Raw genomic sequence first — 15,446 nt, 5'->3', positions numbered from 1 at the left:
GTGGTCATGGCGAATTTGGAAAATCTTCTCGCAGTTTTAAGTAGACCAATTTCGATTACTGCCAAAAAGAATAAGACTGCGGTGAAGATTGATTACAAAGTTATCGCGGATTTGCCTGAAAGTTAGGGCTAATTCACCAGCCACTAAGTAATAAACCCGCAGGCAAAGAAAATCGCAATCATCCCCTGCGTCAGCCACATCGGTAGTGACAACAGGTGCAAATTCATCTTCATGCTCATCCCTAGCACAGCGCCGCCTCCTCACCCAAACGTTCCGTAATCACGACAACCCACCGTGATAATTAACGCCAATTATTATAACATTCACAGCGTCCTCTTGTTCAGTAGTTAACAAAAGTTGTACGGCATATATCACCATAATCAATAAATCGGATTTCCAAAATATCGCAAAAAAGCAGTTACTTCGTCAACCGACAAAATAACTGCTTTTTCTATAACTATCACTACTGGAACCATTACGCGCCCAAGTAGGTTTCTTGAACTTGCTGGCTGGCGAGTAGCTCACTGCCCGTCCCGCTCATTTTGATTTCACCACTGGCCAGCACGTAGGCCCGGTCAGCAATACTGAGCGCTTGCTTGGCGTTCTGCTCAATCAGTAGCACGGTGGTGCCATGCGCGTTGATCTCCCTAATGATGTTGAACACCTTCTGGATATAGATGGGGGCCAGCCCCATCGATGGTTCGTCCAGCAGCAGGAGCTTTGGCCGTGCCATCAATGCGCGGGCCATAGCGAGCATCTGCTGCTCACCACCGGACAAGGTGGCGGCGTCCTGATTGCGCCGCTCCTTGAGCACGGGAAACTGGGTGAAGATTTCCTCAAAGCTCCCCGCCATGTCGGTGCCGCCCTTGTGAATGAAGGCACCCATTTCCAGGTTCTCTTGCACGGTCATGCCGGCAAAAATATGCCGACCTTCAGGCACCTGCGAGATGCCAGCGGCCACAATCGCCGCGGCACTGTCATTCTGGATGGCACGGTCGTTGTAAGTGATGAGACCAGATTTAGGCCGCATGATGCCGGAGATCGTCTTCAGAATCGTCGACTTCCCGGCCCCGTTAGCGCCAATCAGCGTCACGATTTCGCCAGCGTTAACTTCAAAATTCACGTCGCGAACGGCCTGAATGCCGCCATAATTCACAAACAGGTTACTAACCTTCAGCAACTGCTTCACCTCCCAGGTATGCCGCTACAACGGCCGGGTTCTGCTTAATCTCCGCCGGTGTGCCGCTGGCAATGAGGCTACCATGATCAAGCACGTATATGCGCTGGGCCAAGTTCATGACCAGTGACATGTCGTGTTCAATCAAAACGACGGTGACGCCGTAATCCTTTTGAATACGGCTAATAACGGCGGTTAAATCAGCCGTTTCTTCCGGGTTCATCCCCGCGGCGGGTTCATCCAGAAACAGCAGCCGTGGCTTGGTAGCGAGTGCACGGACGATTTCCACGCGCCGCTGCAAACCGTAAGGCAGACTGCCCGCAGTTGAGCGGGCATAGCGAATGAGCTGAAAGTCTGTCAGTAGTTTGCGCGCCTCATCTTCGATGGCGCTCTCCTTTTTATAGAAGGAAGGCAAGCGCAGCATCGTTTCGACGAAGTTCTCCCGCGTGTTACTCGTCATTGCAATTTTGATATTATCCAGCACCGATAATTCGGCGAACAAGCGGATATTCTGGAAGGTGCGGCTCATGCCGAGCTTGGCTACTTGGTCAGTCCGCTTGCCGTTAATCAGCACCTGGCCCTTATCCGTGGCCATCTTGATTTCACCGCTGGTGGGTACGTTCACGCCCGTCAGCATGTTAAACAGCGTCGTTTTGCCGGCCCCGTTTGGCCCGATGAGCGCAATCAGTTCGCCGTCCTCAATCGTCAGGGACACGTCGCTGACGGCCTTCAGACCGCCAAACTGCTGGGTGAGGTGATTCACTTCAAGCAAACTCATTGGTCAACGACCTCCTTCTTCTTGGACGTGCCGACCCGCTTGAAGGACAGCTCCCAGCGGCCAAGCAGCCCGCTTGGCTTGAACACCATGATTAGAATCAGTGCCAGCGCGTAGATGACCATCCGCAGCGTGCCAAAATTCTGGAGCACGGTGTCAATGACACCCAGCACCCCAGCGGCCACGACGGTCCCCGTTAGACTACCGGTCCCACCCAGCACCACGATAATCAGCAGGCTGATGGAGTTCATGATGCCAAAGTCGCCTGGTGCAATCGTCTGCAGGTAGGACGCGTGTAGGCTACCCCCGATGGCCGCAGTAGCGGCACCAAACACGAAGGCGGCCAGCTTCCACTTGGTCGTGTTAATCCCCATGGCGGAAGCGGCAATTTCGTCTTCCCGCACGGACATGACCGCCCGTCCCGCGCGGCTGTGAATGAAGTTCGCAATCATGATGGTCGTGATGCACATGATGACGTACACAACGGGCCAGGTCGCAAACTGGGGAATGTTGAAAATCCCGGCGGGTCCGTTCGTAATTTTGAGGTTATTGATGACAACGCGGATAATTTCCGCAGCCCCCATGGTGGCAATGGCTAGATAGTCCCCGCGCAAGCGCAGCGTTGGCACCCCAATAATGATGGCGGCAATGATGGCAATGACCACGCCAACGGCAACGGATAGCCAAAAGCCCAGCGGCGTCGCCATGTTTTGCGTCATGATACCCGTTGCGTAGGCGCCAATGGCCATGAAACCGGCGTGACCGAGGGAGAACTGACCGGCAAAACCAATGATGAGGTTCAGCCCCGTCGCGAGAATAATGTTGATGCCCACCGTCACCATCGCGTTTTCGATGAAGGTGTTGACCATCCCCGTGAACTCCGCGGCGTCAATGAGGACAAACCCGGCAACCATAATGCCGAGCCAGATTAAGTTGGCCTTGAGATTGAATTTCATGATTCGCAGCCTCCTTAGACTTTTTCCTTGGTGCGCTTACCGAAGATTCCGGACGGCAGCACCAGCAGAATGACAATCAGCACAACGTACACGGCAGCGTCCTTGTAGGCACTCAGGCCCACCGCCTGCGTGGCCGTTTCCAGAATCCCGATGAGGAAACCACCAACGGACGCACCGGGGATTGAGCCAATCCCACCAACAACGGCAGCAACAAAGGCCTTAATCCCGGGGGTCATCCCCATGAGCGGGTCAATCGTGTTGTAGTAAAGCCCAATCAGCACGCCGGCGGCACCGGCAAGTGCGGACCCAAGAGCAAAGGTGAAGGAGATGACGTGATTGGGGTTAATCCCCATCAGCTGGGCGGCGTCCGGATCAACGGCCACGGCGCGCATCGCCTTCCCCATTTTGGTCTTCTTGATAATCAGCTGGAGTGCCACCATCAGGACGATGGCGACCACCAGAATCAGCAGTTGGATGTTGGACACGGTCAGGCCAGCGATGTGGAAGTTCTCCTGCTTAATTACCTGCGGGAAATTCCGCGGGCTTGCACCATAAAGGTAGCTCATCCCGTTTTCGAGCAGGTAGGAAACCCCGATGGCGGTGATGAGCGCGGTAATCCGCGGGCTGTGGCGCAGCGGGCGGTAGGCGAGAAACTCGATGAGCATCCCGGCAAACGCGCTGACGACCATCGCGGACAGCAAGGCGACCCAGAAGTTCACGTGCCAGTAGCGCAGCACGTAATACCCCCAGAAGGCGCCCAGCATGTAGATGTCCCCATGGGCAAAATTAATCAGCTTGATGACCCCGTAAACCATCGTGTACCCCAGCGCAAGCAGGGCATAGATGGAACCGAGGGATAAGCCATTGATGAGTTGTTGCATCATAGTGTGCAAAAGATATCCTCCATTCAGGCTGCGAGCCAGGGCGGTTTGGCTCCGGTGCGTAAGGTGGGGCACACCGAAATCCCGCTTTTAGGATTTTGGTGTGCCCCGCCTTACGCTTGAGGAGTCAGCCCTGGCGAGCGCAACTCAATAAGGCTGCGGAAAAGGGCGGTTTGACCCGGCTGCAGAAGGCGGCTAGAGCTAAAATCCCGCTTTTAGGATTTTGACTCTAGTTGTCTTCTGCATTGAAGGTCAGCCCTTTGGAGCGCGACTAAGCTGCGAGCCGGGGCGGCTTGACTTCAAACGCCTAGAACACCAATGGGCGGCCGTTCACAGGCGGTCGCCCAAGCTTAATCAAAGACTTATTTCACGCTGTAAGCCTTAACCACCTTGCCGTCTGTCATCTGTTCGATGGCGATGGACTTCTGTGGGTTGTGCTTCGCATCGATGGTCATGGTACCAGTGGCACCCTTCATGTTCTTGATCTTCGCCATGGCCTTAGCAATGTCAGCGGAGTTCGTGGACTTGCCGTCTTCAGCAGCCTTGGCCACCATGTACATGGAGTCGTATGCCAGTGCGGAGAAGGTTGGCGCATCCGTGTGGAACTTCTTCTTGAAGGCAGACATGAAGTTCTTAACCGTCTTGTCGGTCGCCGCAGTCAGTGTGGAGAACGGTGTGGTGTAGTAAACGTCAGTGGCGTTGCTGGCACCGGCAATTTTGGCCAGCTTCGGGTCAGCCATGCCGTCGGAACCCACGATTGGCGTCTTGATGCCCATCTGGCGGGCCTGCTTCACAATCAGCCCGATTTCGGAGTAGTAACCTGGTGCGTAGATGGCGTCAAAACCCTTGTTCTTGATGCTGGTCAGGATGGCATTGAAGTCCTTGTCACCTTCCTGGAAATACTGGGTGGAAACAACCTTGCCGCTGAATTCCTTCTTAAAGGCCTTCGCGAGCCCAGTCCCGTAATCGGTCGAGTTATCAGCGATAATAGCCACCTTCTTGGCCTTCAGCGTGTTGTTGGCAAAACGCGCTGCCGTGCCGCCCTGGAAGTTGTTTTCAAAGCAAGCACGGAAAGCGTAAGGTTGCACCTTGCCGTTCTTGTCGATGGTGTAACCAGGATCCGTTGCGGCGGGGCTTACCTGGGCAACGGCAGCCTTGGTGATGTTCGGAATAGCGGCCGTAGCATCGTTAGTCGTTGCAGGGCCGACGATTGCGGACACCTTGTCGTTGTTAGCCAGCTGCGCGGATACAGACGCGGAGCCGGAAGTCGTGGATTTGTTGTCGCGGTAGACGGCGCTGATCTTGTACTTCTTGCCGTCAACTTTGACGCCACCTTTGGCGTTGATCTCAGAAACGGCGAGCTGAATGCCCTGCTTCATCTGCTGACCGTAACCGGCGGCGGCACCGGACAGTTCGAGGTTAACCCCGACCTTCATCGTGCTTCCACTGGCGCTATTGCCTTTCTTACTGCTGTTAGCGGCGGTGCTGCACCCCGCCATGACGACCATGGCTGCCATTGTTGCGGCCGCTGCGGCCATCTTCTTGAACATTGTCTTCTTCATCATGCTTCTCCTCAAAATGTATGCATTATAAATTGCAATTAATATCAATATTGCTATGTGGTGGTGCGAATATGTGTTGACGCTATGTCTTGGAACTATGTGTCGGAGCACTGCTCCGGTTTGGGCCGCGCGACCCGCTATGTTTTAGCTGTGCAGAAAAGCGGTTAGACCCCGGTATACAAGGTGAGGGCTGCTTTTCGGAACGCGTTTATCGTTCTATCTGTGCCTCTCGGTAAAACCGCTAATTTTGACTAAGAACACACAAGAAACGCAATCGGCGCATATCCCAAACCTCCTTCTGGGCAAAAATAAAAGGCCTCATTGTCTAAGCAATGAGGCCTCATACGCGTATCCTGAGCCCTCATTGCCAAACGCGAATAAGGGCTCAACTTGAACAATCAGCGAATCGCTAACTGTTTGTCGGGTCCTTCACGCGCAACAACAAGGCGAGGATTTGGATTGAAGATACAACTGCTGGCTGTTTTGATTTAGGTTTAAACATGAGTGGTATCTCCTTTCCAAAATTAATTTATGAACATAGCTTAACCATCGGTCTAATAATTGTCAACGGCTTTTCACATTTTAATTTACACACCATTTTCAATCGTCCAAATTCAGACACGCAAAAAAGCCGTTGCGACGGTCACCACAACGACTTTTGCTTGCTGAAAATAAATTGTCACTTTGCCGCGTGTGCATTCGTCACGCGGACGTTTGTTTTCATAATTAACACAGCTCTCATTTTCACTCTGCCGTGTTCGCAGCCAGGAAATTGAGGACATCGGTTGCCACCACCCGCCAGTAACCCTTCGCATGGTGCGTGCCGGGTACCAAACGCAAGGTGAACGGCACTTGTTTGGCGGTTAGCTGCTGCGCCATGGCCAGCACCCCACTGTTCGGCACGAACTCGTTCAAGGAGTTCGCAATATACAGTGGCCCGGTCTGCGCCGTCACCCGCGGCGCCGGTGAAGCTGCGGCGAGTTGATCCGTGCGGCCACCGAAGTAATTCATGATAAAGCCCTTATAGAAGGGGTCGTCAGCGCCATCCTGGTTAATCGCGGCGCTCGGGCCACCGAAGTTGTTCTTGTGATCCAACGACCCCTGCACATCTGGATGCGCCTGAATCCAGTCCGCCATATCGATAATGCCAGACAAGGACACAGCCGGCATGCCATACTTGATGGCCATCTCGATGGCCATGTTGCCGCCAACGGAGGAACCAAAGACCAGCACGTGCTCGCGTGGGAAACTAAAGTCGCCCGTCATCAGCCACTCATAGAGGTGATCCATGTCCTCCAGCGGCCGCGGGTAATGGCCGCGTTCGCCGATGCGGTAGTTCGCGACAAAAGTCAGGTAGCCTTGCTGCGCAAACAACTCGCCTAAATCGGCATCTTTGAGTTTGTCACCGCGAAACCAGCCGCCACCGTGAATATCAATCACTGCGCCGCGCACGGCAACCGTCGGAAAGTAGACATCCACCTTTTGCTCCGGTTCCTCACCATAGGGAATATTGAACGTCGTTTTTACCATTAGCCTCGACCTCCTGTCATTAATCTTGTCGCCCCAATTATAGCGCGTCTAGTTAATCAGCGCGGCATGTAAAAGACCCGCAGCGAGTTTTTCTTCATTAACGCGTTTGGTTAAGCGCCGCGATCTACATACTGAAAACAACACGCAGTCATTACCCTTAAACACCGTAAATTAAAGAAATTCACACCAAAAGGTTGACAAACACATTAATCACTCATAAACTCATAGGCAATAAGTAATTGCGATGAGAAAGAAGAGTAGTCGTGCACGACCTTCAGCGAGCTTCGTTAGGTGTGAGGAAGCAGGAAGTGACACGATGAAAATCCCTTTCGAGCGGGACACCGAACTATGCTGCAGACGTGCAATCGCGCGCTAAAAGGCAGAGTCCTTGCATATAAGGCAGGGACAACAGAAATCCTAAAACCGGGATTTCCGTTGTCCCCACCTTATACACCGGACTCTAAACGCCTTTTATCGCAGCTTCACAGTAACGTGTCATGGGAGGCACCCATTACCATGCCAGCGTATCGCTGCAGCCGTGCGTTTTTGCCCGTTGCCGCCGTACGTATTGAGGTTCTGTCGGTGACGGCAGAACGTAACAAGGTGGTACCGCGCAAGGCGTCCTTGGATTCATTCATTGAATCTGAGGACGCCTTTTTTCGTCTACTTATTGCCGATTTCAGTCACCACATATTGGCCTTCCAAGGCCCCCGCCCCTCTGGGCACACATATTGCTCGCACCAACACATAGCCCCAACACATAAGCAGCAACATATATTGCGCCGTGAGCTGGCGACACATAGCATCCCCACAAAATTATGAAAAGAGATGGTTCGTCATGGACGATGGCATTAGTGGCATTACAAACGCAATTATCAATCGCAACATTCTCAGCGCGCCCGGCGAATTATCCGGCAACCACGGATAGCATTGCACGCGAATTCGTCGGCGTCATGAACATATTTGGAGGAGTTTCCCCATGGAATCAAAACGTCATTTTGGTACTAAAAACTACTTGCTTGTCGCATCAATGCTCTTTGGTCTCTTCTTTGGGGCTGGTAACCTGATCTTCCCGCTGCACCTCGGCCAACTCGCTGGCAGCCACTTGCTGCCAGCAACCCTCGGCTTTCTGCTGACCGCGGTTGCCCTGCCCCTGCTGGCGGTGCTCGCCATTGCCATCACCCACGCCGAAGGGGTTTACGACATCGGTAAGCCGCTCGGCGCGTGGTTCGGGCTGACCTTCATGGTCCTCATCCACGCCACCATCGGCCCACTGTTCGGCACACCCCGGACAGCAACCGTCCCCTTCACCGTTGGGGTTGCGCCACTGCTCAGTAAGAACATGCAGCACGCCGGTTTGCTGGTCTTCTCCGCACTCTTCTTCCTCGCGGCGTTCTTGTTCTCCTACCGGGAAAGCAAAATCACCAGCGCGGTTGGTAAGGTGCTGAACCCAACCTTCCTGGTTCTGCTGGCCCTGGTTTTCTTCATCGGCTTCCTAAACCCAATGGGTAACGCCTTGCACCAAGCAGCGACGACTGAATACACGCACGCCGCCTTCATGAACGGCTTCCTGCAGGGATACAACACCATGGACGCCTTGGCTGGTTTAGCCTTCGGAGTTACCGTGGTTACCGCCGTGCGCGGCTTCGGTTTGAAGAAGGATAGTCAGGTCGCCGCGGTGACTGCTAAGTCCGGCGCGCTGGCAACCAGCCTCATCGGTCTGGTCTACGTTCTGCTCATCGTGCTTGGCGCGATGTCCCTCGGCAAGTTTAAGGTCTCCGCTGATGGCGGGGTCGCCTTCAACCAGATTGTCACCCACTACCTCGGCGCCGCCGGCCATGCGTTCCTAGCCGTGCTGATCACCGTCACCTGCCTGACAACGGCAATTGGTTTGATTGCCGCCTTCGCCCAGGACTTCCACAAGCATTTTCCAAAAGTTTCCTACAAGCAGTGGCTCGCCTTCATGAGTTTTGCTTCCTTCTGCACAGCGAACTTCGGGCTCGACACCATCATCGCCTGGTCAACACCAATGCTGATGTTCCTGTACCCATTCTCCATGGTCTTGATCATGCTCTCTGTGGCCAGTCCCTTGTTCCACCGCGACGGCGTGGTTTACGGCTTCGTCGTTGCCTTCACCACCCTGCCTGCTCTGATGGACATGGTGGCTGCATTCCCACCAGTTGTCTCCGCGAGTGCCTTCGGTAAGGCCGTTGTTGCCTTCCAGCAGGCTTACCTGCCGTTTGCCAGCATGGGGCTCGGCTGGCTTGTGCCCGCCCTCGTCGGCTTAGTCCTCGGTCTTGGCGTCCACTTCTACCGGGAACATGCTCAGGCCGGCAACGTGGTGCAACTGCCTGAAAGTGACTAATTCTATCAGCTTGTTTTTCTGAATACCTTCAAATACGCAAAATACCGTTCGTTTTATACACGAACGGTATTTTTGTGCACGACCGTCACCACGGGCTTCCGGCCGCCACTGGTCTAAGTCACCTTGTCCGTACATTTAGCAGACATGACCGCTAACAATTAGTTATGTATTCAGCTGCTAATTTGGAAACACTTGTGCACCAATTGTAAGCGGTACGGGCCTGCACATTTGTATACTTATACTGTTAACAAAATTACTAATACAACTGTGCTCAATCCAAACAAATTGACCGATTTTTGTGTTATATTATCGTGGTGAGATGCTCATCGGGGAGCTGCTTTTTCACAAAGGGGGGAACAAGGTGCTAAACTGGTCTATTCGTATAATTACATTTATCACAAACAGCCTTGTTCTCATCGGTTTTGCCATGCTGGTCGACTGGATTCTGCACGTCAAAATGACTAGCAAGCGCAATAAGCGCCTGCGGACAACTTACGTGATTGTACTCACAATTGCCTTTCTCGTGCTGTTCCACACCGCGTCTGTCTTAAGCATCATGCAGCAGCATAACTACCAGGGTTACGGCTGGACCTACATCAACTTCCAAATCGGTACTGTGATGTATACACTGTTGTCCTCGCGCCACCACAGCTCGTTTTACAGCTTAGCCGTGGTGCTACTGGTTTGGTTCTGGTGGCTGCCCAATGTGCCGCACTGGTTGCCAATCTATCTAGTGACACTGGTGCTCATGTGGCTATGCCAGCGTTACGGTACCAAGATTGGCGCAAAACCCCTGTACTACTACCCCTTCGGCTTGGTTTTCGCCGCCCCGTTCCTGTACGTCAACATTTACTCGCTGCATGGCATCGACGTTGGCTGGCCGTTCCAGATGGTGACCTTACTGCTCACCTTGTTCTACCTGTGGGAGGTGCATTACCTCGCCAAACGCCAGCGTGACCACCAGGCCACACTGGTTGAAGAAGCCCGTGTCGACGAACTGACCCAGCTCAACAACTTCCGGGTGTTCAACGAGGATTTACTCGCGGCTTACGACAAAATGCAGGCGGGCGGTGAAGCTTATGCCCTCTACACTTTTGATATTGACCACTTCAAACACGTTAATGACCGTTACGGGCACCTAGTCGGCAACCTCGTCCTCGAACAAGTTGCCAAGCGGCTCACCATGATTACCGCCGGTCTTGATTTTCCGGTCAAAACTTACCGCACCGGTGGCGAGGAATTCAGCTTCATCCTCTTTGAAATTGAAGAGGACTTCCAGAAGGCCAGCGCCATTTCGCAGATGGTGCATGACGAACTGAGCAAGCTTGTCTTCACGACCGACAAGGGTGAAACCTTCAGCATCACCATCTCGCTCGGCGAAGACCGCTCACTCAAAGAGGATCGCAACTACCTGGATGTTTACAACCGTGCGGATAAATACCTGTACAGTTCTAAGCGCAACGGTCGCAACATCGTAACTGTTCGTGGTATTACGCTCGGCGTTGCGCCGCACCCTTAACGTTTAAGCACAAAAAGCCTGATTCAGATTGGCAATGCAACCCGAATCAGGCTTTTCTATACGCACAGTCGGCACTGGCCATCTCGATATGGAGGAAAAAACATGACTTACTTCGATCAGCACGTACACACCCATTATTCTTTTGACAGTGACGCCCAGATGCGCGACTACCTCCAGCAAACCAAGTTGCCATTTGTCACCACCGAGCACCTGGAGATGAGCAATCCCGACGATGACAAGCGCGATGACAAACCCGACTACCCGGCTTACGTTGCCGAGCAGAAGCAACTGGCGCAGTCTTGCGGCAATGAGTTCTTACGCGGCATCGAAGTGGGTTACTACGAACCACGACTAGACGCCATTCGCAACTACCTCGCAGCTGGCGATTATGACATCACCTTGCTCAGTTTCCACCACGATGGCAGCTATGACTACCAAGACACCCACTTCCGCGATGTTGAGGTGCAAACACAGGTCGTAACCTACTACGAACGGATGCTGGTAGGACTGGAAAAGTTCCATGACGCCGACGTCTTAGCGCATTTTGACTACGGTCTGCGCGTGCTGGACGTGACGCCAGCACAACTGGCTGCCTGGGCAGGACCCCTGCTCAAGCAAATCTTCGCCCGCGCCGTGGAATACGATCTCGCCTTTGAGCTCAACACTAAGTCCATGTATCGCTGGCGCAACCTGGCACTATATGAATACGCCATTCCGCTGTACCTAGCAGCTGGTGGCACCCTGTTCACCATCGGCAGCGACGCCCACACCGGCGACGCCTTCCGCAATCATTTTGCTGACGCTCAAGAGTTATTGCGGCAAAACGGCGTGGACAAGCTCGCCGTGTACCGCAAGCACACACCGACCCTAGTCACGTTTTAGTTAGGCGGAAAGAACTTTCCGTTGCCTTTGCGCCGCACCGGCAGTATTTTGGATGTACACATACCAGAGATCCAAGCATGATGGAGGTGCCCATGGAAGTGGGAACAAAATTAAGACAGCAACGTCAGCAGCATGACTGGACCCAGGCCGAACTGGCCGAGCGGCTCTTCGTGTCGGTGAAGACCATCTCCAATTGGGAGAACGGCCGCACCGTTCCCGATGTGGAAGTCATGTTACAGCTGTCCAAAGTTTACGCCATCTCCCTCGACGACTTACTCATGGAAGGATCTGATTGGGTGGACGACATTAAAAGCAAGGAGCAACTGGCAGGCATCAAGAAATGGGCACTGCTTAGTCCAATAATCACTAACTTGCTCCTGATGTGCATGTTGTACTTTCCATCGCTATTCAAGTCGTTTTCAATATCGGACAACATGTTTTACCTGCTGTTTCTTGTCATCTGTGCGAACACAATTTCTGCACAGCACACGATGAAACAAATGAAGAATGTCCGCTGGTACCGGCGTACAGCACATATTTCAACCTGGGTCATCCTCGCTTTCGTGCTGGTTGCCTTGCTCATGAAGCGTCTTGGTTAATTGAAAAAGTGGTGTTTCCAGACAACTGGGAACACCACTTTTTGATTGCAGATACTGAGACTAATTCACTTGTGTAAACTGTAATTCATAACTGGCAACACCATTTTGCATCGCTGACTGAATTGACTCAATTTCTCGTTCAGCATCACGCCGACTAGCGTACAGGCCTAAAACCAGTTGCTCGAGGCCAAAGAAAGTCACGACATCAGAGTCACCTATCAAGGCAACGCGCTGTTTTTTCTTCAACGTAATGTTAGTGCCAATACGGAAACCACTGAAACTAGCTAGACGTCCAGACGCGGTTTTAATCATGATTTTCCCATTAACCACGGTTCACGATGACTGACTAACGCGCGGCTGCGCGCCATCAAGTAACTGATCGAAGGAGACGTCAAAATATTGCTTGAGCTGTGTAAGCTTTGCAATGTCTGGTTCTGCAGTGCCATTCTCATACTTCGATACTGCCTGACGGCTAACACCAATCGCTGCCGCCAGCTCTGCTTGTGATACTCCGGCTTGCTTACGTAACATGGCAAGATTGTCATTGAACATCGTCTGCCGCCCCCTTCATTACCAATATTATGCTATGCATCCCCTTAACAAGCGACCACTTCCTGGTTGCAAAATGACAACCACTGGTTGCATTTGACAGCATTTCCCGGGAAATACCCATGAGGTGCCAAGTTTCTTCACTGACGCTCGATTTTGGTCAAGGCTTTTCCCTTCGCCAACTCATCAACCACCTTATCCATATAGCGGATCTGCTGCAGCAGTGGCTCCTGAATATTTTCCACGCGCACGCCGCAGACGACTCCCGTAATTCGCGGCGCCTGCGGATTTAATTTGGCAGCCGCAAAGAAATCTTTCAGCGCCAACTGACTCGTGTGGAGCGTCGCACTGTCGTACCCAGTTAACCAGCTCAAAACCGCATCCAGTTCATCCTGGGTGCGGCCTTTTTTAGTGACCTTCTGCAGGTATAGTGTGTAAATTTTAGCGAAAGAATAGTCATAGACGGATTGTGCCATGCGCGTACTCCTTTGTGTGAAAGCCATTTCATCATTGCTATCATCATAGCCAATCCCCCATTTTTGCGCAATTCATTCACGTCCAAAATATGCAACTACCAGCCACTCTTCGTTTTTCAAGCGGACATTTGTCACGTTTTGGCGGATTGTCGCGAAATAATAGCACAAAGTGCGTTAAGATAATGGGTGTTAATTTTCGAAAACAGAGGTGGACCCATGGAGTCGAAGTTCTTCTACGTGATTTATAACCCGGTTGCCGGTTCCGGCAACGCGCGCAAAACTTGGGAGCTGATTGCGGCAAAACTTGCCGAGCGCGAGGTCCCCTACGAACTGTTTGAATCGAACTACCCGCGCCACACCGTGCAACTTGCCCAGCAGATTGCCAAGGGTGAACTGCGCGAGAACAGTGTGCTGCTCGTCATCGGTGGCGACGGCACGCTGAACGAAGCCATCACCGGCTTGCACCTGAGTGGTAACCCGCAGCACCTGCCCGTTTCTTACATTCCGGCCGGCTCCGGGAATGATTTTGCCCGCGGGATTGGCCTGTCCCAGAAGCCACTCGAGGCCCTCGACCAGGTGCTCGGGGCAACCAAACCGCTACACCTGGACATTGGCAGTTATGTCGAACTGCAGAGTGAAACCCGCGGCTTCTTCGTAAACAACTTCGGGATTGGCTTTGACGCCGCCATCGTACACGCCGCCAACATCGCGACCAGCAAAAAACTGCTCAACCGCCTGCACGCAGGCTCGCTTTCCTATATTAACCAGATTGTCCGCATTCTGATTAAGCGCAAGCCCTTCACCGTCACGGTGCGCGCCAACGGCAAGACTGAGGTCATCAAGGACGCCTACCTGTGCACGACGACCAACCACCCCTACTTCGGTGGTGGTGTTCGCATCCTGCCAGCAGCCACCCCCATCGATGGCAAGCTCGACTTGATTGTCGTCGACCGGCCAAACCTCGCTGTCTTCGTCGCCCAGGCCGTGCGCTCCATTCTCGGCAAGCCGGTAGGCAAAACTAAATACCGTCACCACATTCAGGCCAGCCACATCGAGATCAGCACCGCCAGCAAGCAGTTTGCGCAGGTCGACGGTGAATCCTGGGCCGAACAACCTTACGGAATTGTGTTCGACATGGCCGAACAGGACTTTTGGATCACCAGCAATAAACTGAACAGCTAAAAAAATAGAGCTCCGGAAGCTAGTCACGCTTCCAGGGCTCTTTATTTTTCCTGCCAGATAAAGTCATCGACCGCCGTGGCCACCTCGGGATTCAGCCGCAACATGCTGTGTTGGGCACGCCAACCTAGGAATTCATGGCTGTGATAAGACCGCACGTGGCCTTTTAATAGGTACTTCAGTGCGCGCGAACTGGCATTCAGCACCTTGCCATCAGAGTGCGAGCCGTCCTCGATATTGCCGTAAATATTGAGCACCTCAGCGTTGTGCAGATCCAGATTATCTTGGCGACGAAGCGCGTGGCGAAACTGCGGCGCAATCCACGCCGGCCGACCACCGGGCATGATGTGGTTGCGGTGCTGACCACGATGACGTCCAGGAATGCCGTTAAAATTTCCGGCAATTGCGGCGTACTTGTTCAATTGGGGCAACGTGCGGTCGCGGCCGTAACGGAGTTCGTAAAACAAGACCGCCGCATTCCCCAGTGAGTGGGCCACCACGTTGAAGTGCGTGACCCCATAGCGTTCCTGCAGGGCTACCAGCACGCTGTGCAGCCAGGTACTAATGCGGTGATAGCGCAGTGTACGATTGTTTTTGAACACAATTTTCACGAGTGGCCGGCGAGTACCGCGTGGCCATTTCCCCCGCAGGTGCACCTTACCGCGGCGTGATACCACCGCCGTAATCACCGCGTGGGCCCGGTCACTGCTTTCAGCGCTCACCATGAGCGCGTCCATGGAGCGCGGGCCACCGTGGTGACCGTGCAGGTAGAGCGTCGGAATCGCACGCATTTTGGCTGCAGTGGCCGCTGTTGTTTGCGTCTGCGCCGCGCTCACGACGAGTAGCATTGTCGCAATCACTATCAATATGTATTTCCGCATGTTCAACCCGCCCCCACTCATGACTTGGCATTAGTCTACCATTGGCATGCCCCATTTTGACGTTCGCAAACGCCACCGCGAACTGACTTAATGTATTTTTACGTGCTTCTTCACA

Annotated in this window: 15 protein-coding genes; 5 read left to right on the top strand and 10 right to left on the bottom strand. The window is 53.2% G+C overall.

Annotated features, from left to right (window positions below):
- Positions 1-475: 475 nt before the first annotated feature.
- The 6 genes from EKM97_RS08155 to EKM97_RS08130 all read right to left on the bottom strand — a co-directional run bounded on the left by EKM97_RS08155 (position 476) and on the right by EKM97_RS08130 (position 6,881).
- Complete coding sequence (locus tag EKM97_RS08155) at positions 476-1,180, bottom strand: ABC transporter ATP-binding protein (protein ID WP_125571906.1); 705 nt, start codon at positions 1,178-1,180, stop codon at positions 476-478.
- Positions 1,167-1,955 carry an ABC transporter ATP-binding protein gene (locus EKM97_RS08150; RefSeq protein ID WP_125571905.1) on the bottom strand — a complete coding sequence of 263 codons (789 nt, stop codon included), beginning with the start codon at positions 1,953-1,955 and terminating at the stop codon, positions 1,167-1,169. The genes EKM97_RS08155 and EKM97_RS08150 overlap by 14 nt, the downstream gene beginning before the upstream one ends.
- Entirely contained in the window at positions 1,952-2,908 is a 957-nt protein-coding gene (locus tag EKM97_RS08145) for a branched-chain amino acid ABC transporter permease (protein ID WP_125571904.1), read from the bottom strand. Before EKM97_RS08145 ends, EKM97_RS08150 begins: the two co-directional genes overlap by 4 nt.
- Positions 2,909-2,922: 14 nt before the next feature.
- Entirely contained in the window at positions 2,923-3,801 is an 879-nt protein-coding gene (locus EKM97_RS08140; RefSeq protein ID WP_125571903.1) for a branched-chain amino acid ABC transporter permease, read from the bottom strand.
- 350 nt (positions 3,802-4,151) lie between these two features.
- Positions 4,152-5,351 carry an ABC transporter substrate-binding protein gene (locus tag EKM97_RS08135; RefSeq protein WP_125571908.1) on the bottom strand — a complete coding sequence of 400 codons (1,200 nt, stop codon included), beginning with the start codon at positions 5,349-5,351 and terminating at the stop codon, positions 4,152-4,154.
- A gap of 744 nt (positions 5,352-6,095) precedes the next feature.
- Complete coding sequence (locus EKM97_RS08130) at positions 6,096-6,881, bottom strand: alpha/beta hydrolase (protein ID WP_125571902.1); 786 nt, start codon at positions 6,879-6,881, stop codon at positions 6,096-6,098.
- A gap of 979 nt (positions 6,882-7,860) precedes the next feature.
- Between EKM97_RS08130 and brnQ the strand changes: the two genes are divergently transcribed.
- The 4 genes from brnQ to EKM97_RS08110 all read left to right on the top strand — a co-directional run bounded on the left by brnQ (position 7,861) and on the right by EKM97_RS08110 (position 12,246).
- The gene (gene brnQ / locus EKM97_RS08125) at positions 7,861-9,246 is read left to right on the top strand and encodes a branched-chain amino acid transport system II carrier protein (RefSeq protein WP_125571901.1); all 1,386 of its coding nucleotides are present in this window, start codon (positions 7,861-7,863) and stop codon (positions 9,244-9,246) included.
- Between the two features lie 361 nt (positions 9,247-9,607).
- Positions 9,608-10,765 (top strand): GGDEF domain-containing protein, encoded by a 1,158-nt coding sequence (locus tag EKM97_RS08120; RefSeq protein WP_164507490.1) that lies wholly within the window; start codon positions 9,608-9,610, stop codon positions 10,763-10,765.
- Positions 10,766-10,867: 102 nt separating this feature from the next.
- Entirely contained in the window at positions 10,868-11,647 is a 780-nt protein-coding gene (locus EKM97_RS08115) for a PHP domain-containing protein (protein WP_125571899.1), read from the top strand.
- Between the two features lie 92 nt (positions 11,648-11,739).
- Positions 11,740-12,246, top strand: a complete 507-nt coding sequence (locus EKM97_RS08110; protein WP_164507489.1) for a helix-turn-helix domain-containing protein — start codon at positions 11,740-11,742, stop codon at positions 12,244-12,246.
- Positions 12,247-12,306: 60 nt separating this feature from the next.
- Here the strand turns inward: EKM97_RS08110 and EKM97_RS08105 are convergent, their stop codons facing one another.
- From EKM97_RS08105 to EKM97_RS08095, 3 genes are all read right to left on the bottom strand, one after another.
- Complete coding sequence (locus tag EKM97_RS08105; protein ID WP_125571897.1) at positions 12,307-12,558, bottom strand: hypothetical protein; 252 nt, start codon at positions 12,556-12,558, stop codon at positions 12,307-12,309.
- Positions 12,559-12,579: 21 nt separating this feature from the next.
- Positions 12,580-12,798 (bottom strand): helix-turn-helix domain-containing protein, encoded by a 219-nt coding sequence (locus EKM97_RS08100; RefSeq protein WP_125571896.1) that lies wholly within the window; start codon positions 12,796-12,798, stop codon positions 12,580-12,582.
- 137 nt (positions 12,799-12,935) lie between these two features.
- A complete protein-coding gene (locus tag EKM97_RS08095; protein ID WP_125571895.1) occupies positions 12,936-13,271 on the bottom strand; it encodes a DUF2200 domain-containing protein in 336 nt (111 codons plus the stop codon).
- A 216-nt stretch (positions 13,272-13,487) separates the two neighbouring features.
- On the opposite strand from EKM97_RS08095, the gene EKM97_RS08090 reads away from it, so the two are divergent.
- Positions 13,488-14,453 (top strand): diacylglycerol/lipid kinase family protein, encoded by a 966-nt coding sequence (locus EKM97_RS08090; RefSeq protein WP_125571894.1) that lies wholly within the window; start codon positions 13,488-13,490, stop codon positions 14,451-14,453.
- A 41-nt stretch (positions 14,454-14,494) separates the two neighbouring features.
- Here the strand turns inward: EKM97_RS08090 and EKM97_RS08085 are convergent, their stop codons facing one another.
- Positions 14,495-15,331, bottom strand: a complete 837-nt coding sequence (locus EKM97_RS08085; RefSeq protein ID WP_164507488.1) for an alpha/beta hydrolase — start codon at positions 15,329-15,331, stop codon at positions 14,495-14,497.
- Positions 15,332-15,446 lie beyond the last annotated feature (115 nt).

The sequence above is a fragment of the Lacticaseibacillus songhuajiangensis genome (assembly GCF_003946025.1).
GTDB classification, from domain to species: Bacteria; Bacillota; Bacilli; order Lactobacillales; family Lactobacillaceae; genus Lacticaseibacillus; species Lacticaseibacillus songhuajiangensis.
This window is presented reverse-complemented; position numbering and strand designations above follow the sequence as displayed.